This window comes from Clostridium sp. (genome assembly GCF_050717545.1).
Classification (GTDB): Bacteria; Bacillota; Clostridia; order Clostridiales; family Clostridiaceae; genus Clostridium_AD.
Genome location: NZ_JBOITN010000002.1, coordinates 13,793 through 37,617, shown reverse-complemented (window position 1 = coordinate 37,617; position 23,825 = coordinate 13,793). Strand labels below are relative to the sequence as shown.

The window sequence follows — 23,825 nt, the reverse complement described above, 5'->3', positions numbered from 1 at the left end:
AAGGATAAAAATTAAGAACAACTTTCACTATAAAACCTTATGAAATAATATAATCGAAAAGATCTTCCCTCACAGGTGTATATAACTGATACTTAATTTCCACAGCACTCTTATTAGTATTTCCCATAATAATCGGATTAGGAACACCTACGGCATTAATTTTCCCCAAATAATAAAACTCCTTTGATAATTTATCATCTTTATTTTTTCTTACAAATAAACTCATTTCAACACCATCTTTTTTAGCATTATATGCTTGTACAACATCAGCAGACTTTTCTGTTCTCCCTGATTTGGATATTGCAATTAATTGTGATGGGGATTCAAATCTATCTTCATAATTTATAGTGGCATTAATATCTTGAGATTTATTGTAATTAATAAATACGGGATATGTCTTGGTTTTCTTATCAAACCTGTAACCTCCAATGTTAAGGGCTACCTCGCATTTTTCCCATTCTAATAATTTGCATACATCTTCGTATGTGTATTTTTGGTATAATTGAAAATTTGTATTCATGTAATGGTCACTATAAGATCTTTTATATCTATCTATTCCAAACTCAACTAGTTCTATGACTATGTTTTTGAATTCTTCATTTTGTAAAATTTCATTAAAGACCTCCGAGAGTTTATATTCTAAACCATCTTTCTCTAAGAAAATACAATCTTTATATGTTGATTTGGCAGACCCACTTGCAAATTGATTAGTAAGTACATTTACTAGTGAGGTCTCTGTACTATCCTTAATATCTATATCATATTCTTCTTTTAGAATATGTTTTAGCCTAGATATTAAATCACTCTTATAATTTATCGCACATCTAATCATTTCTAGCTCGTGAATCCGTTTACCGGAAGCAAGTTTTTTAGAAATAAACTCTATAAAAGATTCTTGGACTTCGCTAAGCTGCACGGTATATTCTTTTTCATATTTTGTTAAAAATCTATGATATGATCCTAGGCTATTACTATCGAAAATTCTTATAGGATCAATGGAGTCGTGCAAATCAAAATCATTTAAACTAGGGATTCTACCTAGCTTTTGTTTTAAACTATTGTAGCTCTCCTTAATAAGTTTAATATCATTAAAATTGGCTTTATCAATAGAAGCAAAAATACGTTTCTTAGAAATTTCATCAAAATTCACAGTAGAGCAACCTGGAATTATTCTATTACCTTCCATAACATATTTTCTAATAGTATCTTTATTATAGGTTCGATCTCCTGACAGTGCTATAGGAATTAAAAAGTTAGTATCATAGTTTCCTACAAAGTCTATGATGACAACAAATTCTTTATAATCATATTTTCTAAGACCACGACCCAATTGCTGTATAAAGATTATAGCTGATTTAGTAGCTCTTAACATAATAACTTGGTTAACTGAAGGTATGTCTATTCCTTCATTAAAAATATCAACTGTAAAAATATAATCTAAACAATTACGGGGGTCATCTTGTTCTAAACGCCCAATAGCTTCTTCACGTTCTAGTTGAGTATTATCTCCTGTTAAGGCTAATGTTTTTAAGTTAAGTTTATTAAACTTAGTTGATAACTCAATAGTTTCTTTTTTATTACTACAAAATATTAGTCCTTTTACTCTATCGCCACAGTAGCCATAAAAGTTAATTTTATCGATAATATGATTAACTCTTTGGTCACATACTAAATACTTGAAATCTGTAGTATCATCTAATCCATTACCATCTATATTTATATCCGTAATTCCAAAATAGTGGAATGGACAAAGTAAATTTTCTTCTAAAGCTTGTTGTAACCTAATTTCATATGCTACATTATGATCAAACATTTTAAAAATATCAAAATCATCAGATCTTTCTGGTGTAGCTGTCATCCCTAATAAAAATTCTGGCTCAAAATAATCCACAATCTTTTGATAACTCTTGGCACCGGCCTTATGTACTTCATCTATAACAATATAAGCAAATTCATTTCTGCGAAAGTTTGATAATATTTCATCTTTCGATAAAGTCTGAACCGTTGAAAATATAAAATCTTTATCAATATCTTTTGAGTTACCTGATAGAATTCCCATACTTTTAGTATCTCCAAAAACATCTTTAAAGCTATCTAAAGCTTGTTTTGCAATTTGTTCTCTATGTATAATAAATAACGCTCTTCTTGGGTTGAAATTTCTAATATCAAATGCTGATAAATAGGTTTTACCTGTACCAGTAGCTGAAATTAATAAAGCTTTTTTAATTCCGTTTTCGCGTACATTGTCTAAAGCTTGAATTGCAGATACCTGCATCTTATTAGGTTTTAGTTTGTATTGAGAAATTCTTGGGACTTTGCTTTTCCTAGCAAATTCTCTTTGTTTTAAATATATCTCTTCATAAGCTTCAATCCAATCTATAGTTAAATCATCAGCTCCATTCCACATAGCTCGAAACTCAGTTAATACTTCATCTGTTAATGAGGCTTCTTCTAAAGAGGATAGCTTTATATTCCATTCTTTATTTTTAGTTAATGCTGATTGAGTTAGGTTAGAACTACCAATAATAAGCCTATAATGATCACTATGTTTAAAGATATAACCTTTAGTATGAAAATTATCTTTAGAATATAGTTTAATATGGATATTAGAAAACTCTAAAAGCTTCTTCAACGCCTTTGGTTCACTAAAATTCAGGTAATCAGTGGTTAAAATCTCACCTTTGATACCATTACTTTCTAAGTATTTTAAGGTCTCAAGTAGTGGGGTAATACCGCTACTTGTAATAAAGGCTACAGATATCATAAACTGATCGCAGCTCATAAGCTCTGTAATAATATCACTTAATACTTTACTACCTTTACTATAATCGTTTAAAATAAGCTTTGGCCTTAGTGCCAAATTAGAATATACTGAATTATTTATTAATCCTGTTTCAGCTGCGCTCAAAATTTCGTCGGCAATATTAATTTGGTTATGGCTGCTTTCATCAATTGGTTTGAAATCTATAGAAGATTCTAAAATTTTATGTTTTTCTATTTCAGATAAAGTTTTCAACGTTACACATCCTTTAAAAGCTGCTTATTTTTATCTATATATACATAATTAATTCATGCCTCTTAGGTTATATGTTAACTTTTTTATAATATAGATACATTTTTAAACGTATCAGGTGTTGTAATAAACACAAAAGAATTAAATTTGATAACGACCTTCATATGAGTCTATTTTACTTAATATTATAACAGATATATATAATTATGACTTGAGAAACCAAAATGAAAACAATAATCGCATTTTGAATATATTATTAATGCTTGCTAAGGAATATCAACTAAGTAATAAGTTTTCTAGAGATATATTGGCACTTATAGGATCTAAACTACCGTAAGAGAATGAAATGCCAGTATGTTTATATACAAAATAAAAAAAGGTATAGCAATTTTATCAAGGGGTTGGGTTTTGAGGTGCATATGTAGTAATTATCACGTCAAATAGCATCTATTTTAATAAATGAATAAGCAGAAGGATTAACATCCTTCTGCTTACATTTATTTATAATTTTATAATGAAAGTAAAAAAATTATAATTTCTTAATTTTGTTCCTAAATATGTTTTCTATCTATTAAACATTCTTTTTAGAATTAGTGTCTCTATTTTTATATGATTTATAGATTACAATATTACTAAAAAAAATGGTAATAACACAAAATAATATAATACCCGCAGTCCAACTTGGAGTTCCTTTAATTCTTGCAAATACAAAGGTTATTAAAGCAATAATAATTGCAAATACAGAAATAATTATTCCTAATTTTGAGATTTTCGTATTATATTTCATTTGAATCCCTCCACATACACAAAATATAAATAAGCCTCATTAAATAATTTTATACAAGAACATATTTATCATGTTTTTAATAACATATACAGACTACAAATAAATTATAACATATTTTCTACATGTTAGTATCAAAATAAATTGCTAATAATATAATAAGGTAAAATTAAAGATATTATTTAAAATATATAATATCGCTTAATTTAAATCTTTTATACCAAATAACATACAAAATATGTACTTCATAAACTAACATTTTTAGAAATAACGTCACCAAATCGTTTAATACGAATAAAAATAACGTGCTAATTATAATGTTAATTAGCACGTTAAATGTTATGTTATTTCATTAAAAGCACCTCAAAAGCGAACAAGTTGCAATTTTATTTGTTATACCTTATCGTGTGCGAGCTGATTTACAGCCTTCATATCTGCTGGAGCCCATTTTAGTGATAGTAAATTTTCTCTATGTAACCATATTAATTTTGAATGTTCACTAGCTGTAGGTGTACCGGATGTTATACAGCACTTAACAGTAATTAAATTAACTATAAATTTATCATATTCATGAGTATTATCATTAAATACATCAATGAATTCAACTTCACATGATAATTCTTCTTTTATCTCTCTTTCAATAGCTTCTTTTAGCGTCTCATTACTCTCTATCTTACCACCTGCAAACTCCCACATGTTTGGGAGAGACATTATGGGGGAGCGAAGAGCACATAATATTTCATTGTTTTCATTCTCTATAATTGCGCCTACAACTTTTATCAATTTTTTCATACAAAACACCTCTAGATAAGTTTAGCATAAAAGGGGTGTGTGTAAAAGTGATGGTTATTAAAGTATAATACATGAGAATTACTTATATTTAAACTTGCGGATAATTGTTAAAAAAGGAATCCATCCTTAAATCTCGAATACTCCATATAATAACAATTAAATTGGAGGTATAGTCTCAATGCTAAAAGAAGGAATCTACGAACAGATTATATATGAAGATATTAAAAATCAATTGATAAAATTGGATTCAGATAAATATATATTTCAAAAGGAACCCATGGATGTAGAAGAGGCTAAAACTCAATTATCTAGCTATATTTCCTCAGTGGCAAAGAAATGCCTACGGTTTATCAGAGAAAATAATAAACAAAATGATAAGGAAGCACTGCTTTCACAGATAAAGGCTTGCAATGAACTTATTAAGGGCTTAAGTAGGCTTGCTGAGGATAGAAATATTGAAGGACTGAAAGTTGATGAAGAGGGAGAAATCCTTACAGCATTATATTCAAAGATAAACAATATAAAAGGAGTCAAAGAAGGTAAAGCAATTAGACCTGTAACTCCACTTTCTCAAAGCTCACTTTTTACTGGTACAGTACAGGAGCCTAACATGATGGGAGAAATAAAAAAGGAGATATTGTGTAGTGATTCTGTGGATATGCTTGTTTCCTTTATTAAATGGAGTGGACTTAGGTGCATAATTGATGAGCTTAAGGAATTTACGGATAATGATAACCATAAACTTAGGGTAATTACAACGTCTTATATGGGAGCAACAGATTATAAAGCTATTGAAGAGCTGAGTAAATTTAAAAATACAGAAATTCTGGTTTCGTATGATACTGATAGAACAAGGCTTCATGCAAAGGCATATTTTTTTCAAAGGGAGACAGGTTTTACTACAGCATACATAGGTTCATCAAATTTATCTAATGCAGCGTTAACATCAGGTCTTGAATGGAATATTAAAGTTTCAGAAAAGGATTCTTTTGATATTATAAAGAAATTTCAGGCGACATTTGAAGGATACTGGAATGATGATGAGTTTGCACCCTTTAATGGTCAGAATGAAGAGGATAAGAGAAGACTTAAAAACTCATTGAATAAGGAAGGGAAAACTGATAATGATGTAAATTTCATGTTTGATATAAGACCTTATTATTATCAAAAGGAGATTTTGGAGAAACTCAAAGCTGAGAGAACTCTATTTAATAGAAACAAAAATCTAATTGTTGCAGCTACAGGAGTTGGAAAGACTGTAATCGCTGGATTTGATTATAAGGATTTTAAAAAGGAACATAGAAAGGATAAGAATAGGCTTTTGTTTATTGCCCATCGTGAGGAAATATTAAAGCAAAGCAGAAGTACTTTTAGAGCTATTTTAAAGGACAATAATTTTGGCGATTTATTTGTAGGTGGAAATGTGCCAGATTCATTAGATTACCTATTTATGAGTATACAAAGTTTTAACTCAACTAAACTTTATGAAAAAACCACAGAGAATTTTTATGACTTTATTATAGTGGATGAATTTCACCATGCTGAGGCAATGTCTTATAGAAGGTTACTAGAATATTATAAACCTAAGATATTATTAGGATTAACGGCTACGCCTGAAAGAATGGATGGAAAAAATGTATTGGAGTACTTTGATGATAGGATAGCTGCAGAAATGAGATTACCAGAAGCTATAGACAGAAAGCTTTTAAGCCCATTTCAATATTTTGCAGTTTCTGATTCCATTGACCTATCTAAACTTAAATGGACAAGGGGAGGCTATGATAAACAAGAACTAGAAAATGTGTATACAAATAATGATATCAGAGTAAATGGAGTAATAACAAGTCTTAACAAATATGTTACAGATATTGATGAAGTTGTAGGACTTGGATTTTGCGTAAGCATTCAACATGCTAAATATATGGCCGATAAATTTAATAAAAGTGGAATACCTTCCATGGCTGTTCTAGGTGAAAGTAGTGGTGAAGATAGGAGCAACGCTAAAAGAAAACTGGTAAGTGGAGAAGTTAAGTTTTTATTCACTGTTGATTTATATAATGAAGGTATAGATATACCTGAAATAAATACAGTGCTGTTTTTAAGACCAACAGAAAGTTTAACGGTATTTCTGCAGCAGCTAGGGAGAGGACTTAGACTTAATGAAGGGAAAGAATGTTTAACAGTTTTGGATTTTGTGGGGCAAGCTCATAAGAGTTATGATTTTGAACAAAAGTTTAAGGCTTTAATGGGAAGAGCAAAACATTCTGTAGAGCACAGCATAATTAACGGTTTTTTAAACTTGCCAAAGGGTTGTTACATACACTTAGAAAAACAGGCTAAGGAATATATACTTAGAAATATAAAGGATGCAAGGGTTACAAAAGCAAATTTGATAACTAAGTTAAAATATTTTATAGGAGACACAGGTAAGGAACTTACCTTAAGTAATTTTCTAGAGCATTACAATTATACATTGAATGATTTGTACGGAAAAAGTGGAAATAGAAGCTTTAGTAGAATGAAGGTTGAGGCAGGCTTAACGCTAAAGTTTGAGGTTAAAGATGAAGAGGTTATGACAAAGAGACTTAAAAACTTATTTCATATTAATTCAAGAAAGCTAATTGAGTTTGCAACAAATGTATTAGCTCCAGGTACAAAAATAGAAGGAACTCAGTTTAATAAAGAAGAAAAATTAATGCTTGGAATGATATATTATAGTTTTTATTTAGAAGCACCAGAAAAACTTGGTTTTAGTTCTTTTGAGAAAGCTTTAGATACTCTTTATGCAGATAACAGGATTCTCATAGAAGAAGTAGTTGAGATAATGCAGTATAATTATTTGCACATTGATTTTGTTGATGAAAAAGTAGAACTCGGTACCATTTGCCCTTTAGATTTATATTGCTCATATTCTACGGATCAGATTATGGCAGCATTTGATTACTTTAATGAGAACTTAAAGCCGACGTTTAGAGAAGGTGTAAAGCATTTTAAAGATAAGAAGGTTGATGCATTCTTTATAACGTTAAATAAATCAGAAAAAGACTACTCACCTTCTACGTTATATGATGACTATGCTATCAACGAAAGGTTATTTCATTGGCAAAGTCAGAGCAGGACCACTGTTGAAAGTGATATGGGACAGAGGTATATTAATCACGAAAGTACTGGTAATAAAATAATTTTGTTTGTCCGAGAAAATAAGAAAAAGGATGGAGTAGTGGCAGCATATACTTATCTTGGAGAGGCAGAGTATGTAAGTCATAAGGGGAACAGTCCTATAAATTTTGTTTGGAGATTGAAAGAAGAAGTGCCAGCGGCACTTATGAGAGTTGCTAATAAAAGCATTGTTTAGTGGAAATTTATAATACAATACTAATAAAAAAGGAAGGAGTGAAGAAATGTTTAATAAGAAGGATAAAGAAGATAAGAACAAAAATAAAAGATTTAAAACTGTATATGAGGAAGGGAATATGGCATCACGTTGTAAAATAATTGTTGATACAGAAACAGGAATAAACTATTTAATTAATGTTGATGGTTATGGTGGCGGGATTACTCCGTTGTTAGATAAAGATGGAAAGCCGGTGATATCGTCAATATAGAAATAATATTATTATATTTTTAAATTAAGACTAAACTTAATAGTGCAGTCTTTTTGTTGTCTTATAAATCAAAACTAAATATAACAAAACCCATTGAGTAGAGAGGTGGATGTTTGGCCATAATTATAAATAAAGTTATAGTTATGGAGGAGTTTATTTTGAATACTTTTGGAGAAAGATTTAAGAGTGTAAGGTTGTCAAAAAAAATGACTCAGCAGCAAATCGCAAATGAGTTTAATAGTATATATGGATATGCATTCACAAAAACAACTATTAGCCAATATGAGAATAATAAAAGACAACCAGAGATGAATGCGATTAGGAATTTTGTAGAATACTTTAATGTTTCATTGGATTATTTGTTATGTAATGATATACATGTTATTAAGGAATTGGACCATGGATATTCCATGCATAATGACTCTCAATTTATTGAATTAGAAAAAATATCTGGTTTAATAAAAAGTTTAGCTGCGGAAAATAAAATACTTATTAATAACAAATTAATAAGTGGAGAACAAAGAAAAATAATATCAAATGGTATTGATATTATTTGTGGCTTGGTAAAAAAAGAAACAGACTAGATACGATAAAATAGTACACACCTAATTTGTGGATAAGTATACTGTTTTAGCATAGTGTTGTGGATGAAATTATTTTAATATTTAGTATTTCATATTAGGTTCTATGGAATTTTCCAAATGGATTGTTAAATTTTCATAACTGCCAAAATTATCATTGACCCAGTGATAGCTAGGGAGGTTATTCTTAGTTCCGAACTCATTAATCGCTGGCATCCGGTTGTGAAGAGTTTTAAACTCTATTATTTGATCAAGTCTTAATTTTATGTTAAGGGTACTTGCCGAATATTTTAATTTCGTGTAATTAAGTCCAATCGAGTTAACACAACCTTCAATTCCTCCCCAATATTTAAAATATACTTTTTTAGTGAATGTAGTATTAGGGCGACCTAGCTCTCTGCATAATGGCAACCGTCCATTGCTATTAATAAAATTTAGTAAATCATCTTTAGCTACTTTTTCATTAAAAGGTAAATTAGCAAAGGTATTTATTTTTAATTTAGATGCAAGCAATGCATTATTAAAGGTTCCAAACAAATTTGTTATAGTTGATGAGGAAGGGTAGTCTGGGTTACATATAAAGTCCCTGCAATAAGGGGTTCTACCATTTTTAAATTTAAATTCCTTTAATTTCTTTATTACATAGTCTTTTTTATGTATTTGATATTCTTCCTTAAAATCTTTATAAACTATATGAAGGTTTTTAATATCATAACATAATTTGTGATAACCTAAGGCTGATAATTTAATAATTATGTCATCAGCAAAAACATATTTCAGATTTGGAAAGTTTAAACCGGGCCTGTTATTTTTGTTTAAGCACCAATATTCTACGCAAGCACCTTTATCGGTAGCTTTTTTATATTGCTTCTCCTTATGTTTGCATGCGTAATTGGAAGTAGCCGCATCAATCACTTTATGCTTAAGAGGAATATAGATATCTGGTTTAAAATCTAAACCGAATCCACAGTATTGGAATAGACAGTCCCCCTCCAAAATTGAGGCTGATAATTCAACAAGATACTGCCATGCAGACCAATAGTCTCTAAAGTCTAATGGAGTAACACCTGCCAACATTAAAATATCATTCCAACTAGAAACCTTTGTATCAGATTTGTAATAAATAAAATGTCTATAATATGTTTTAAAATGGGGATATTTATCAGAGTTATCAAAGTCAACTGTTGTAGGTGCCCGTTTAAATTCATTATAAAAATCCTTTATGATTTGTAGTAATTCTTCATCACTTACAGTTGAATATTGCTTTGATTTATAAGGGAGCATCACTCTGCCTTCTGTCGAGGCTTTTCTTTCCTTATAGACTCTACTAAAATGTTTATTACATTCTTTACAGTATTTTTGATGGCCATCTTTTGAAGATTTATCTAAACTAAACTGTTGTAGTTCCTTGGTTTCTTTGCAGTGTCTACATTCCTTATAATCCATATTAACCTCAGTCCTTTTTTATTAATACTTTAAGGTTAGTATTTGCAATTCCTCATTTAGTATACGTTAATGTAGTATTAATAAATATCAGTATACTTTTAAGTTAATATAGTGAATATGGTAAATATAATAATATTCCTTATATCCACATAAAGATAAAGTATTGTATACTAAGGTAAAGAAGACTTTTGGGTCAAATTAAAGTCAGCAATGTGTGATAGTGTAACAATTAATAAAAATTATTTATATAAATACTAATGAGGGGTAAAAATTAAAAAGATATCTATAGGGGGCTTATATGCAAAGGAAATGGAGTAAAGTTAAGAAAAATCTAGAAAGTTTTATATGTGATTCATTAAAAAATAGAGTAGATTTCTTTGTTGTAAATTATAAGAAAGCACATGATGGGTTAGGGAGGGCATACATAACAGTTGATAAGAAAGAAGTATTAAATATGTGCACATATACAGCAGAAAGTAGGCAGAATGCTATATGTGATAAATTAAGGTTTCCGGATGAGAATTACAGGGTAGATGATTATGAGACTAACAGAAGAATTAGTGATGAAGCACATGAGTTAACGAAAAAAGAAGGTATTTTTGGTCAGTATGATTTTTTTGATGCATTAGAAGTTTATTTTAGTTACTCTATTGATGAATCCTTAAATGCTGATAATATGCTTATTAAGATTCTTGCATTTCTTGATAAACGAACTGGAAAAAGAACATTAGAAAGATTAAAAGATACAATGAAAAATGACGTGGAGATTGTTGACTATTTCTATAAGTTAAGATGTGAAGCAGAGGGCATATAGATTAGTATTCATGTGGTGTTATATGAAAATACATCATATTCTCAGTGATCTAGGGTACCGGGTTGAGGAATATGGAATATTAAAGTATAAGGACAATGGGTTCTATTTAACATTATCTCAGGATGCGGAAGCTAAGATGATTTATTCTAATAAGAAAAATAGGATAGAATTATGGTATAACAAGTCATATACGCCTCCAACAACTAATCAAAGGCCGGATACTGTACTTAATATTAGAAATTTAAATAATAAAGATGATAATAGAATTTATATATTTGATGCTAAGTATAGAATAAATGTTGATGATAGCGGCGTTATAGGTCCAGTTGAGGATGATATAAATGTTATGCATAGATATAGGGATGCAATAGTATCAAAGCTTAGTAAGGAAGTTAACGAAGTCCAATTTAAATATGATACATTCGGCGCTTATGTTATGTTCCCCTATGGAGATGAAGAGAAGTTTAAAGAGCATCACTTTTACAAGAGTATAGAAGAAGTAAATATAGGAGCTTTTCCTATGTTGCCAGGAAGCACAAAGTTAATAACAAAGCAGCTAAAGAAGATTATAGAACAATCCTCAGTAGATGCAAGAAATGATAGGATAGTTCTAGATGAATATGATGATGATGGTAAGTTTAAACATCTCAATGTAATGGTTGTAAATGTTAAGAATAAAGAGCATTTAAAAGCGTATAAAGAAAATCTGTTTTATCATATTCCAATATCAAAACTAAGAGAGGTTAGGGAGTCAGTTAAGTATTTAGCATTTTATCAATCCAAGGAAAGCTTTAAAGATGAGGGTGGAGTAAGATATTTCGCAAGGATAAAAGAATGTATAAAGTACAAGCGAGAAGATTGCACTGAACTTAAAGCAAGAGCTGGTACGAAAAACGATGTTTACATAAGAATTAATTTAGAACCTATAGAAGAAGTAGATAATATAGTTCCAATTCAAACAGGGACTAGACTAGTAACTTATACAACTTTGTATCTTTTGAAAAACGCAGAAAACACACATCAGTTAAAAGTATCAAGTAGCTTGGAACTTAGGGTATATAAAATTCTAAAAAAGGTAGCTAAGGAAAAGGGCATTACAATTAAAAAAATTGATAAGGAGAAGGATGCTAAAACTAACAAGAGAGATAAAATTAAGGAATATGTTATAGGGGATGTTATTGTAGAAATTGTAGATGAAATTTTGAATCGGGTGAATGGGGTTGTAACTGATTTAAGAAAATTAGAAGATGATGTTTTGTATGCTATGGAAAATCAATAATTATAAGCTTTGTTTGGAAGGGGGGATATCATCACGTTGTGGATGAAATTCCTTTATTTTTTATACAAATAATGAAGGATAATTGTAAAATAGTGTTGAATTAGGATAGTAGAATGTTTTATTAAAATATGTGCTTATAGGAATTAATTATATTTGATACGGGGTGAAAAGTTTATGATAAACATTAAAAGATTTGAAGAGATATTAAATCTGGAAAATACAGCAGAGAGATGTGAAAGGGTATTAACTGAGGTTCAGCCTGTTTTAAATGGCATTGTACACGATTTTGTAAAGAACTATAGCACGCAGGATAGTTCATTACTAGATTATGAGCTTAGTACTTATGAAGCTACTTTAAAAAACATTAATAACGCTTCTATAGAATCTAGTTATGCGAAGACTGATCTAGATAAGTCTATAGGAACGAGGGATTTTTCTGTTCTTATGAAAAAATTTGATAACAATGTAGAACTTTTCATATTAGGACTTACATGCTATGGGGAAAGTAGAACAGTTCGGATAGGTATGGAAATAGAGTTTGACTATTTGTGGCAATTATTAAGGACAAATGGTCTTGAGGGAATTGCAAATAACCTGAGTGAAGATATTAAAATATTTATAATAGGGGCTTCATTTGAGGAAATACCTAAAGAAAAATTTATTGAAACTGTTAAGAGAATTTCAAAAATTAGAAACAGATCTCCGATTTTTATCGGAATGGAGCTATCTTTTGAAACTATAGGCGATGAGGTCGAATTAGTTGATGATTTATGGAAAGTATGGTGTGAACTTAAAAAATTAAGAGAATTTAATTTGAATAATGCAGTTGAGCAGAGTAAGTCTTTAGGAGTATTAAATTTGATAAAAGGCTATAATGAAAATTTAAAAATAAGTCTTTATGGGCATGAATATGAAGTTAAGATTGGTGAATTTAAAGAGCATAAATTAAGATCGGGATACTTTCAAAAGTACTTTCTAAATGAAAATGGACAGATGGTCACTAGCGGATTTATAAATTATTATAAAAATAATAACGCACAATCATCCTATGAGATATTAAGTGTTTATGTAAATGGTTTTGAGCAAATTTATACTGGGCCAAGGGTATTATTTGAAGAAAATAAGGTGAAATGGTTTATAAAAAAGGGTTTCTCAAAGCGTGGGCAGGACAATGCAATCCTTTTAATAAAAGCAATGGAGGATTTACAGCTTCATGGATTTGAAGTTAGAGATAACAATTACTATATTGCAACTTTTGATAATTCAGCTATGAGTTTTTTAGAGAATATAAGTGAGGTTAAGGAACGTATTTTAAAAGCAGCATTAATATTTGCGGATACCAGTAAAGTAATAACTCTGCCAAAGGAAATTATTATAGAGGATGGTGGAGATATAGGTGATGATAATGACAATGAGGGTACGGAAGGTGATCTTGAAAAATATATAAGTAATTTTGATTTATATGAGATTATAAAGGCTTTTGAAGAAAGTAAATTTATTTTCACTAAGGATATTATTAGAGATTTTCATTTGAATCTAACAGCCCTAGGTGATAAACATTTTGTAATATTAAACGGTATATCTGGTACGGGAAAAACTCAAATTTGTAGTCTTTATGCAAATGCTATATATGGACTAGCTTACGAAGAGCAAAATCCTTATCTAAAAGTAATACCTGTAAGGCCAGATTGGACTGATACTAGCGCGCTTTTTGGTTATTATAGTGCGTTGCAAAAGAGATATGTAATGACGGAGTTTTTAGAATGTATACTTAATGCATTAGAAGAAAGAGATAAGCCTCACTTTATAGTACTAGATGAGATGAATCTTGCAAGAGTAGAGTATTACTTAAGTGATTATTTAAGCGCAGTGGAATCAAGAAAACCAATAAGGTTACATAGTGAAAAAAATATTGAAAATGTTCCTGAGGAAGTCATAATACCTCCTAATATCTATATCATAGGAACTGTAAATATAGATGAAACCACTTATACTATTTCCGATAAAGTTTTAGATAGAGCATTCGTTATGACATTATCTGACGTGAATTTAGAAAATTATTGGACATCTAAGGAGCAAACTATAAGAAATAAGTTTGAAAAAGAATTTAATATATTATCAGAACTACACAATATATTAAAGCCTTATAATTTGCATTTTGGTTATCGTTCTATGGATGAAATGATTAGTAAGATAAGCGCAAATACAAATCTACAAAATAATCTTCAAATGGATAGAATAAGAATGCTTGATGGAGTAATTTGTGAAAAAGTGTTTCCTAAAATACGTGGAGATGAAAGTATAGAAAACTTAATTAATCAATTACTTGCGTGGGCCGATGTACACTTTAGTAATGGTTCAAATATTGAAAAACATCTCTTAAGAATGAAAGGAGAGCTTGAACGGTATGGAACAGCTCAGTTCTGGAGATGAATTTAAAACCTTGGGAACATCAGACAATTATGAGGTAGAAATATTTGATGAAAAAGAAAAGTGTTGGGTAAGCATTGGGGAAGCATATTTTGAGGAAGCAAAAATTTATTCTTGGAGAATAAATAGTGAGAAATTAAAATACATTACAATGCAGGGGATACCGCAAATGATGAGAAAGAGCTGTGGAAACGTCCATAATGTAAATGGCTTTTTTGGTGAGATTCAGACCCCTTTTGCTTGCGGGATAATAGTTTTTGATATAGATGTGGGTGGTAATACACAAAGAGTAAAATCTTTTGTATATCCGGACAGCAGAAAGATTACCCTAAAGCAATATGAAAATATGGTTTATGAGATATTGGAGGAGGCAAATGTTTGTCTAAAGTATTCTGGGCTCGCAATGGCTATGGATACAGAGGGATTCCAAAGAAAAGTTTCCTTTGCACAATGGAATTATATTCAAAGAAGTATGAAGAAGCTGAAGAGAATATTTAGTAAAATAGAAAGTGCTCCACTTAAGGTGCTTATAAAGAATGAATTAATTACTGATGTAGAAAGAGTTAAAAAAATTGGTGTTAAAACTGAAAAATGGATAGAGAAAAATGGACCTAGATTTGGTGGAACGCAGGAGAAGCTACCAAATTATATAAAGGTTATTAGCTCTTATGAAACCTACAATATATACGAAAATAGGGTTGTAAAATTTCAGCTAATGGAACTTCAAGTGATTTTGAGAAAGTACTGTAAGGTTGAATACGAAGAGATGAAATTAAAAGCTAGGCAGTATTTAGATTTAGTTAACTATTGGCTTTCAAACTCTTATTTGGCTAAGGTACAGCCCTATAAAGGAAAGGTCGTTATATCACAGGTATTTAGGAAACATCCAGTGTATAGATTATGGTACAACTGGTTTCGTGAGTTATATAATCATAAGAAATGGAAGGTGGGTTTGAGTACACATTTTCCTTTAAAGGATACTTTTCATTTATATGAAATATGGGCATTCATGCAGGTGATTAAGGTCTGCAGAGAACTAGATATTTTAGAAGATACCTCTGAGATTTATTTAAAAAACGCAGATGGTATATTATTAGAGCTTAAGGAGCATAACCAAAGCAAGGTAAAACTGAAAAATGGGGGATTTATATATTATCAAAAATGTTTTCAACGTAACTCAAAACCTTATTACACCTATACTCAGAGAATGATACCTGATATTGTACTGGAGTTTAATGGAGAGCTTATTGTGCTGGATCCTAAGTATAGAGTAGATGCTAATTTAGGTAATGCACTTGCTGAAATGCACAAGTATAGAGATGGGATATTAAGAAAAGAGGATGATTGTAGAGTAGTCCTAGAAACATATATATTAGCACCATTAAAAGGAGAGAGGTCAGAGAAATTATTTGATTTGGAATATCATAAAAGATATAACATGGGTGCTTTTGTTTTTAAGCCTGGTTGTCAAATAGAAGAATTTAAAGATTTTCTTTCTAAGAAAATTTTATTATTAGCAAGTAAAACCTGTTTGCCTACGCTTCCTAATTTTACAGCGAGACAATACCACCCACTCCAATAAAGGGAATAATGCAATTCCTGATAAAAAAATTCAGTCATAAAAATTTTCAGGCCACAGCTTGATGCCAATTTAAATAATTGGCAAGAGAAAGTCTAAAGGGCACCTGCAATATGAACAACACCTTAAGGGCTGATGTGATGAATGGAAAAAGTTAGTGTTTATACTAACAATAAGGTTGGGAGAATTTAGAATGAATAAAAAGTAGATAACATGGTTCTAATTCAAACAGGAACTAGACTAGTAATTATACAATAGCCCAGAAATAAAAAAAAAGTAGAGAAATTAGAATTGAAATTAATATGGTTACATTTATTGTTGTGAAAAAATTCACTTTGTTTTTAATATATGTTAATATAACTTAAACTAATTAGCTTTATGAAAGGATACTCTAAATGATTTATTTATTTTTAGCTATAATATGTAGTTCATCTATTGCACTTATTTTTAAATATAGTGAAGGATATGAAATGAATAGGTATGCGGTTACCAGTGCAAATTATTTTACCGCATTTACTGTAAGCTTATTTATGATATTATTTCAATCGCCTATAAAAATTTATGAAATGAATATTTCTCTAACTAATTTTACTTATGAGTTTACAAAAGTTATATTAAAAAATAATGGTGCATTTTCAGAAGGTGCCAGTTTCATATGGGCAATACTGCTTGGGTTGATAGGTGGGATATTCTTCTTTTTATCATTTATTTATTATCAAAAGAGTGTAGGGAAAAATGGAGCGGCGATTTCAGGCACATTTGGGAAGCTAGGAATTTTAGTCCCAATGATATTCTCTGTTATTATTTGGAAAGAAATTCCTGAAATTGTACAATGGGTTGGAATTTTTATGGCTTTATTTTCTATTGTTTTTGTGAACTTTTCTTGGAATAAAGATGAGAATGGCAATATACGTATAAACTTAACTTTAATATTGTTATTCTTATTTGGAGGAATGGCAGAATTTCAAAACAAGTTATTTCAACAATATGCTCTAACAGAATATAAGAATGTATTTTTATTCTTTATATTTGTTATGGCTTTTTTCCTTAGTTTATATTTTGTTATAAAATCAGGATCAAAAGTAATGAAGAAGGACTTATTTGTGGGCTTTTTAGTTGGTATACCAAATTTATTCTCTTCATATTTTCTTATAATGGCCTTAGGCTTTATGCCTACATCTATAGCTTTTCCTGTATATAGTGCTGGAAGTATAATCTTTATAAGTTTGGGTGAAATGTTTTTATATAAGGAGAAGTTGTCAAAAAAGAATAAAGTTGCTATTTTATTAGTGATTTTAGCTTTAGTACTGATTAATATTTAATTATACTTCTTTCTGAAATGTCGTTAAAAGATAAAATAATTGCTAAATGGTATGGTATAATTTAACTTGAAAGTGGTGAAAAGGAGGTAGTCAATTATGGGAATAAAGACAATCAATATCATTCTATTTATAGCAATATTATTAGGTATATATACACTTATATTTCGATACAGAACAAAAAACAAAGTAATAGTTAAAGCAAAATTAATAAATATAGAAATATCAAAGAAGAAAAATAAAATAGTTATTTTAATAATTTGTTCATTAATGTTAGTTGGTCCAATATTATTAATGTTATATTCTAGCTTAGAAGAATTTCATAATACCAGAGTATTTCGAGTGGAATATGGTATAAGTTTTGGTGAATTAATCAATGATCATAAAATTGAGTTATTAGTGGCTAAACTTGAGGGAGATCAAAAGGAATGGGGAGAATGGTCTTTAGAAACAATTAAGCGATCTAAAATTATGTTAATTTATGTTATAAATATGATTTGTTTTATAGCATTGTTTTCGAAGATTGGAGCAATTAGAGTGGAAAATGAAGGAATCAGGAATTTTATATTTTTGACACCTTGGAATAAATATACAGGCTATTTTTGGAAAAATAATGAAATAACTTTTCTGTATGCGCAAAACGATAAATTTATTAAATTAAGGATAGACTATAAAGATAAAGCTGTTTTAGACCAATATTTAAGTGGGAAAATAAATTCAATAGGGAAATAAGAAGTTAAAGACAATAAAAAAGTGGGTGATTTCAATTAAAGAACTTTTTAAAGCTTATAAAAGGAATGTATTATTTTGTATTATACTTATTATATCAATTTTCGTTTCTATAACTTTTGGTGCTATTTCTATGTTTTTTATATCTTATTACACACAAAATATATGGTTATTACGACTTTCGTGTGCTTTGATTTTTAGTATAGTTCCTTTCATTTCTTGTTCAATTTTTAATATAAGATATGCAAGACAATTTGAATATAAACTTTCGACATTTTTGAAAGCATCAATTTTCTCCTATTTTCCTATTTTTGTATTAGGTTTTATAATATCCTTACTTGTAAGCAGCAAATAAACAATAAATCTAAAAATATTAAAAAGCACTCATATAATGAATGCTTTTTGTTTTATTTTAACCATTCAGGATTATCACGTATAATGGGTCTTATACCATACTTATCCTCAAAGTCTTTTAAAATAATTTGCCTAACTTCTGAGGAGGATTTAATATTAGAAATTAAATCTTTTGATATACCATAGGTAAATGGACAATTAGCTATACATAAACCGCAATCAGTCCCTAAACTCCTCCATCGTCTATAACACTCTTCGGTATTTATCTTCCAACTTGTTATGCCATTATCTTGTGTAAATTCACTTTTAGATATTGCTTTTCCGGGGCATGTCTTTGCACATCGTCCACAATCGAGGCAAAATTCCTTAACACCAAAATCTTCGCGTTCGTCAGGTATAATAGGCATATCCGTGGTTACTATACCAAGGCGTACACATGGACCATATTCTTTAGTTATAAGTAGTCCATTTCTTCCAAACTCACCAATGCCTGCATCTCTTGCTACAAGAGGTGCTATTACTAAATAGTTTCCATCCATATGATTTCTAGCATCATATCCCAGTTCTCTAATATAATATGAAAGTAACATGCCAACAGTTGCTGATTCTACATATCCTTTTACAACAGCTATTGCTTCTGGTAGTTTTGGTGCTCGCATAATCATTTCAGTATCCATAGGCAGTACAAACACAATTGCATACTTATGTTTTCTTAAGATTTCTTCACCATAGTTTTCTTCATGCCTTCCCCTATGAGAATAGTAATGATAATCTTTCATTTGGGTTATGCCAACTAATTTTGCACCATAAAACTTAGCGAGTCCCTTAATTCTTTCTGTCATAACAAGTGGATCTATGGCGGCTTTTTTTGTAGCTACCGGACCTTCGCTAAGTTTTTTTATATCTGATAAATATTTAAAAGATGCATCTACAATTGGTGAGTTTATTTTATTAAACATCACTGAACCTTCACCACCCATAGGTGGCATGCTTCTTAATGAATCATCCACTTCCTTTAAATGAGGGTTATTACTATAATAATTGTTATAAATTTCGCTTCCTTCTTTATAATTCATTCTTGCAAATATAGTATCTTGTTCATTGAATTTTTTCATATATGCTCCTTCGATGTTTTAGAATTATATAATTTTTTCTTTATTATGTATTTTATCATAACTGTATAAATCCCACAATAAAAGTGGAGAAATATGGTATACTTGCTTTAAATAAATGTATACAAACTTTTAAAAATAAAAAAAATTAGAATTGAAATTTGGTGAAGCTAAGGGGTAACCCTAAGCCCAAACTCAATGATAACTTAAAAGGAGCAAGTATGAAATTTCAAAAGTCAGTTATCGAACTTATAAAGATGAGGACATCAAGCAGATCATTTGATCAAAAAAACATTGAAAGTATAACCCTTAAAAAGCTAAAGGATTATATTACAGAGATTAATGAAGAAACAAACTTAAGGGTTAGGTTTATACTTATACAAAGTAATGATAGTGATTCTAGGAAAGTAAAAAAATTAGGGACATATGGTGTTATATCAGGTGCTAATTCATTTATTATTGGAATATTAGAAAAAGAAGAAAAAGATGCGCTTGAATTTGGATATTTATTTGAAAAAATTATTCTTTTTGCAACAGATTTGGGACTTCAAACATGTTGGCTGGGTGGAACTTTTAATAAGGGTAATTTTGAACAAAATATGAGTTTATCTAATAATGAATTCATACCCATCGTTTCTCCCATAGGAACAAAAAAAGAAAAGCCTAGAGTTTTTGAATCAGCTATGAGAGCAGTTATTGGTGCTAATAAACGAAAACCATGGAGTGAGTTGTTTTTTGTAACGGATAGTTTAGTAACACTAAATGAGGATAGTGCTGGTGAATATGCTGTTCCATTAGAGATGGTAAGACTTGGACCTTCTGCTTCAAACAAACAACCTTGGAGAGTTATAAAGGATGAGAATGCATATCACTTTTTTATTTGCAGAACAAAAGGCTATGGAGTAACTGGTTATGATATGCAAAAAAATGACATCGGTATAGCTAAATGCCATTTTGAGTTATCTGCAAATGAACTTGGGTTAAAAGGCACGTGGCTAGAAATGAAAAATATAAATGCACCAAATGACTGGGAATATTGTTGCAGCTGGTCTAAATAATATTTTGATGTTTTTAAATGCTAGGATTAACATGTACCATGCAATGCTTGATCCTAGTGTCTACACTTTCTGTAGTATCATGAACTATCTGAGCAATTTCATGTGCCTCACAAATGGATAAATTCTTGTTAACACTTATCTCTACATCTACATAAAGTCTATTAGCACTTACTCTAGTCTTTAAGTCATCTACATTTATAACACCATCTGTTTTTTCAATCTCAATTTTTATATTTTCGATAGTTTTTGCATCAGCGCAATGATCAACTAATTGATCGATAGCTTGTTTATAAATATCTATTGCTACTTTAGTTATTAGTATACATATTACCAGTGATGCAATTGGATCAAATATTGGATAACCCATTCTAGCTCCTATAATTCCAATTAATGTTCCAATTGATGAATATGCATCGGATCTATGATGCCAAGCATCTGCCATGAGAGCTGAGCTTTCAATTTTTTTAGCACCCTTAACTGTATATCTATACATCCACTCTTTAGCTATTATAGAAAGTATTGCTGCATACATAGCAATCTTTTCTGGAATTAAAGTTGTTCCATTTATAATACTCTTAATACCATTGAATCCAATTAGCAAAGCAGTAATTAACAATATGCTTGCCAGTATCTTAGCCATAATAGGCTCCATTTTTTCATGACCATATGGATGATCTTTATCTGCAGGTTTTTTAGCTAATTTTAATCCCAGCATTACAGCTAGTGTACTTAATACATCAGAAAGTGAATGGATACCATCAGCAATCATAGCTCCACTTCTGCCTATAATACCTGCAAATAACTTAATTGCCGATAATGCAATATTAACAATTATTGTTATCTTAGATATTTTTATACCTATTTTAAATCTTTTTTCACTATTCAATTGAACCACCTCATTTTTAATTGATAATAGAATTTTAAATCTTTATCATTATTATATACTGATTTCAGTGGAGTTGCAAGCTTTTTTAACTTCAATATGTATTCTCAATTGACAATAACATCGACTATATTTTGGGAATGATTATTATGAGCAGTAGAGCTTACCATAAATTATAGTTCAGTATATGAATAAATTATACGATAATTAAATAGATTAAAGTTATAATTTATTTCCATTAAGAGAGGATGGTGTTTATGCAAGGAAGAGATGTTGGGAAATCTTTTAGAATTGAAGAGAGTGAGTGGCGGGTATAAAAATAAGGCATATTTATTCTAATTATTTTATTTATCGGATAAACTGTCAAATCCTATTCCTTTGCCCCACACTGAAATTACTGGCAAAACATTTACAAATGCTTCTGGATCAGTTTCTGCTATATATCTCTTAATTAACATAGATTCTCTTGGAGAGCAGATTGTTTGAAGTTTTAGACGTGTTAAGTTCTTATAACCACCTTTTACTTCATAACTGGTAACTCCTCTTTTAATACTGTGGATTATGTATTGAGTTAAAGCTTGATGATTATCACTTATTATTTCAAGCTTCACTTTCTTTGAACCAAATCCAAACATCACGGCTTGAATCATATTAACAATTATAATTTGTGAAATAATAGCATAAAGTGCGATATTTGAATTATATACTATAGCTGATGATGCAATTAGTGTTCCGTCAATACAAAGTAAAATCTCACTTATGCTTACAAAAGTGAAAAGCTTATGATGAAGAATTTTAGCAACAGTATCAGTTCCGCCCATTGAATATCCTCTTTTTAGAACAAGACCAGATCCAATTCCACAAATAAGTCCAAAATAAACTGAAGCCAGCATCATATCATTTTTTATAAAGGAATAACTAAATCCTTCAAAAACTATTAATACAAATGGGAATACTATAGATAGGGTAATTATCTTTATACCTTCTCTTTTTCCCATAGATATCCAAGCAATAGCTAAAACTAAAAGAGATAACGCATAATAAATATAGGTGTATTTAATATGAATTAATTTTTCTAGTATTATTGATACTCCAGTTATACCGCCAGTTATTAATCCATTTGGTCTTAGGATAGAAGTTATTGAAAATGCAATTAATACACAACCTAATGCTACAAATATGAAATCTAATACATTCTTATTAAAGTCAATTTTCTTCAAAATATAACACTCCTTGTAATTTATTTCATAGTTATTATAACAGATTATGTTTTAAATTTATAGGTAGTTTAGACTAAGTTTAAGTTATGACTACTGCGACATCATGTTCATATGCATACTTACAAGTAAGCATCAACTCCAAATATATCCACTCAGACGTTTCTCATGATAAATAGTGCAAAGGGTAGAAAAAAAAGATATAATATAGTTGATGATAATAAAAATGATCTTAATTATATTTAATATAAATATAACAGTAAAGGGGAATTATAATGAAACTTAAAATTAGAAAAGCATGTATAGAAGATTTAGATGAAATAACAAAAGTGGAAGCAAGTTGTTTTCCAGAGGCAGAAGCAGCTACAAGAATAGCTTTTGAACAACGTATTACGATATTTTCGGAAACATTTTTTGTAGCCGAAATAGATGGGATAATAATTGGGTTCGTAAATGGATGTATTATCAATGGAACTGTTATATATGATAAACTTTATGAAAATGCGTCATTACATATTCCAGATGGAAATTATCAGACGATTTTTGGGCTTGATGTAATAACAGAGTATCGTAACCAGGGAATTGCAGCACAGTTGATGAATTACATTATAGAGGTGGCTAAAGCAAATGGGCGCAAAGGTGTTATTTTGACGTGTAAAGAAAAACTTATTCATTATTATAAAAAGTTTGGATATAGAAATATGGGTATATCTGAGTCAGTACATGGTGGTGCGCAGTGGTATGATATGGTTTTAGAAATAGATAATTGAAAAAGATAAAGAATATAATATAGTTTAAAAAAGTAAATTTGGGGAATAAAAAAGCATCCA

General features: G+C 29.8%; 18 protein-coding genes. 11 read left to right on the top strand and 7 right to left on the bottom strand.

Translation table 11 applies throughout. The features are described 5' to 3' along the window. Positions 1-37 precede the first annotated feature (37 nt). The 3 genes from ACREVX_RS00370 to ACREVX_RS00360 form a co-directional block, all read right to left on the bottom strand. Complete coding sequence (locus ACREVX_RS00370) at positions 38-3,016, bottom strand: DEAD/DEAH box helicase (RefSeq protein WP_431542055.1); 2,979 nt, start codon at positions 3,014-3,016, stop codon at positions 38-40. A gap of 568 nt (positions 3,017-3,584) precedes the next feature. Then, positions 3,585-3,800 (bottom strand): hypothetical protein, encoded by a 216-nt coding sequence (locus ACREVX_RS00365; RefSeq protein ID WP_431542053.1) that lies wholly within the window; start codon positions 3,798-3,800, stop codon positions 3,585-3,587. A gap of 390 nt (positions 3,801-4,190) precedes the next feature. Then, on the bottom strand, positions 4,191-4,589 hold the full coding sequence (locus ACREVX_RS00360) for a (deoxy)nucleoside triphosphate pyrophosphohydrolase (RefSeq protein ID WP_431542052.1): 399 nt from the start codon (positions 4,587-4,589) through the stop codon (positions 4,191-4,193). A 178-nt stretch (positions 4,590-4,767) separates the two neighbouring features. Here ACREVX_RS00360 and ACREVX_RS00355 point away from each other — a divergent pair, with 178 nt between their 5' ends. From ACREVX_RS00355 to ACREVX_RS00345, 3 genes are all read left to right on the top strand, one after another. Beyond that, positions 4,768-7,944 (top strand): DEAD/DEAH box helicase, encoded by a 3,177-nt coding sequence (locus tag ACREVX_RS00355; protein ID WP_431542051.1) that lies wholly within the window; start codon positions 4,768-4,770, stop codon positions 7,942-7,944. A 46-nt stretch (positions 7,945-7,990) separates the two neighbouring features. Beyond that, positions 7,991-8,194, top strand: a complete 204-nt coding sequence (locus ACREVX_RS00350) for a DUF6440 family protein (protein WP_431542050.1) — start codon at positions 7,991-7,993, stop codon at positions 8,192-8,194. A gap of 158 nt (positions 8,195-8,352) precedes the next feature. Beyond that, positions 8,353-8,778, top strand: coding sequence for a helix-turn-helix domain-containing protein (locus ACREVX_RS00345; protein WP_431542049.1), 426 nt, complete (start codon positions 8,353-8,355; stop codon positions 8,776-8,778). An 81-nt stretch (positions 8,779-8,859) separates the two neighbouring features. Here the strand turns inward: ACREVX_RS00345 and ACREVX_RS00340 are convergent, their stop codons facing one another. Continuing rightward, on the bottom strand, positions 8,860-10,221 hold the full coding sequence (locus tag ACREVX_RS00340) for a homing endonuclease associated repeat-containing protein (RefSeq protein WP_431542048.1): 1,362 nt from the start codon (positions 10,219-10,221) through the stop codon (positions 8,860-8,862). Between the two features lie 298 nt (positions 10,222-10,519). On the opposite strand from ACREVX_RS00340, the gene ACREVX_RS00335 reads away from it, so the two are divergent. The 6 genes from ACREVX_RS00335 (at position 10,520) to ACREVX_RS00310 (ending at position 18,374) form a co-directional block, all read left to right on the top strand. Next, positions 10,520-11,035: an SF0329 family protein gene (locus ACREVX_RS00335; protein ID WP_431542047.1), complete on the top strand. Its 516-nt coding sequence runs from the start codon at positions 10,520-10,522 to the stop codon at positions 11,033-11,035. Positions 11,036-11,057: 22 nt separating this feature from the next. Further along, a complete protein-coding gene (locus ACREVX_RS00330) occupies positions 11,058-12,314 on the top strand; it encodes a nuclease domain-containing protein (RefSeq protein ID WP_431542046.1) in 1,257 nt (418 codons plus the stop codon). A gap of 174 nt (positions 12,315-12,488) precedes the next feature. After that, positions 12,489-14,747, top strand: a complete 2,259-nt coding sequence (locus ACREVX_RS00325) for an McrB family protein (protein WP_431542044.1) — start codon at positions 12,489-12,491, stop codon at positions 14,745-14,747. Next, on the top strand, positions 14,722-16,326 hold the full coding sequence (locus ACREVX_RS00320) for a DUF2357 domain-containing protein (protein WP_431542043.1): 1,605 nt from the start codon (positions 14,722-14,724) through the stop codon (positions 16,324-16,326). Before ACREVX_RS00325 ends, ACREVX_RS00320 begins: the two co-directional genes overlap by 26 nt. Before the next feature lie 392 nt (positions 16,327-16,718). Continuing rightward, positions 16,719-17,645 carry an SMR family transporter gene (locus ACREVX_RS00315; RefSeq protein WP_431542042.1) on the top strand — a complete coding sequence of 309 codons (927 nt, stop codon included), beginning with the start codon at positions 16,719-16,721 and terminating at the stop codon, positions 17,643-17,645. A gap of 96 nt (positions 17,646-17,741) precedes the next feature. Beyond that, positions 17,742-18,374 carry a hypothetical protein gene (locus ACREVX_RS00310; RefSeq protein ID WP_431542041.1) on the top strand — a complete coding sequence of 211 codons (633 nt, stop codon included), beginning with the start codon at positions 17,742-17,744 and terminating at the stop codon, positions 18,372-18,374. A gap of 404 nt (positions 18,375-18,778) precedes the next feature. On the opposite strand, the gene ACREVX_RS00305 is transcribed toward ACREVX_RS00310, so the two are convergent. Beyond that, a complete protein-coding gene (locus ACREVX_RS00305) occupies positions 18,779-19,840 on the bottom strand; it encodes a 4Fe-4S dicluster domain-containing protein (protein WP_431542040.1) in 1,062 nt (353 codons plus the stop codon). A gap of 218 nt (positions 19,841-20,058) precedes the next feature. Here ACREVX_RS00305 and ACREVX_RS00300 point away from each other — a divergent pair, with 218 nt between their 5' ends. Further along, positions 20,059-20,895, top strand: coding sequence for a nitroreductase family protein (locus ACREVX_RS00300; protein WP_431542039.1), 837 nt, complete (start codon positions 20,059-20,061; stop codon positions 20,893-20,895). 13 nt (positions 20,896-20,908) lie between these two features. On the opposite strand, the gene ACREVX_RS00295 is transcribed toward ACREVX_RS00300, so the two are convergent. Together ACREVX_RS00295 and ACREVX_RS00290 are read right to left on the bottom strand one after the other, a co-directional pair. Next, positions 20,909-21,781 (bottom strand): cation diffusion facilitator family transporter, encoded by an 873-nt coding sequence (locus ACREVX_RS00295; RefSeq protein WP_431542037.1) that lies wholly within the window; start codon positions 21,779-21,781, stop codon positions 20,909-20,911. A gap of 341 nt (positions 21,782-22,122) precedes the next feature. Next, entirely contained in the window at positions 22,123-22,998 is an 876-nt protein-coding gene (locus ACREVX_RS00290; protein WP_431542036.1) for a YitT family protein, read from the bottom strand. A 272-nt stretch (positions 22,999-23,270) separates the two neighbouring features. On the opposite strand from ACREVX_RS00290, the gene ACREVX_RS00285 reads away from it, so the two are divergent. Continuing rightward, entirely contained in the window at positions 23,271-23,765 is a 495-nt protein-coding gene (locus tag ACREVX_RS00285) for a GNAT family N-acetyltransferase (RefSeq protein ID WP_431542035.1), read from the top strand. The last annotated feature ends 60 nt before the right edge of the window (positions 23,766-23,825 follow it).

Coding starts and splice junctions, on each gene's coding strand:
- ACREVX_RS00335 (WP_431542047.1), top strand. CDS start 10,520: ATGCAAAGGAAATGGAGTAAAGTTAAGAAAAATCTAGAAAGTTTTATA.
- ACREVX_RS00315 (WP_431542042.1), top strand. CDS start 16,719: ATGATTTATTTATTTTTAGCTATAATATGTAGTTCATCTATTGCACTT.
- ACREVX_RS00300 (WP_431542039.1), top strand. CDS start 20,059: ATGAAATTTCAAAAGTCAGTTATCGAACTTATAAAGATGAGGACATCA.
- ACREVX_RS00340 (WP_431542048.1), bottom strand. CDS start 10,221: ATGGATTATAAGGAATGTAGACACTGCAAAGAAACCAAGGAACTACAA.
- ACREVX_RS00310 (WP_431542041.1), top strand. CDS start 17,742: ATGGGAATAAAGACAATCAATATCATTCTATTTATAGCAATATTATTA.
- ACREVX_RS00365 (WP_431542053.1), bottom strand. CDS start 3,800: ATGAAATATAATACGAAAATCTCAAAATTAGGAATAATTATTTCTGTA.
- ACREVX_RS00285 (WP_431542035.1), top strand. CDS start 23,271: ATGAAACTTAAAATTAGAAAAGCATGTATAGAAGATTTAGATGAAATA.
- ACREVX_RS00360 (WP_431542052.1), bottom strand. CDS start 4,589: ATGAAAAAATTGATAAAAGTTGTAGGCGCAATTATAGAGAATGAAAAC.
- ACREVX_RS00355 (WP_431542051.1), top strand. CDS start 4,768: ATGCTAAAAGAAGGAATCTACGAACAGATTATATATGAAGATATTAAA.
- ACREVX_RS00330 (WP_431542046.1), top strand. CDS start 11,058: ATGAAAATACATCATATTCTCAGTGATCTAGGGTACCGGGTTGAGGAA.
- ACREVX_RS00320 (WP_431542043.1), top strand. CDS start 14,722: ATGGAACAGCTCAGTTCTGGAGATGAATTTAAAACCTTGGGAACATCA.
- ACREVX_RS00325 (WP_431542044.1), top strand. CDS start 12,489: ATGATAAACATTAAAAGATTTGAAGAGATATTAAATCTGGAAAATACA.
- ACREVX_RS00350 (WP_431542050.1), top strand. CDS start 7,991: ATGTTTAATAAGAAGGATAAAGAAGATAAGAACAAAAATAAAAGATTT.
- ACREVX_RS00305 (WP_431542040.1), bottom strand. CDS start 19,840: ATGAAAAAATTCAATGAACAAGATACTATATTTGCAAGAATGAATTAT.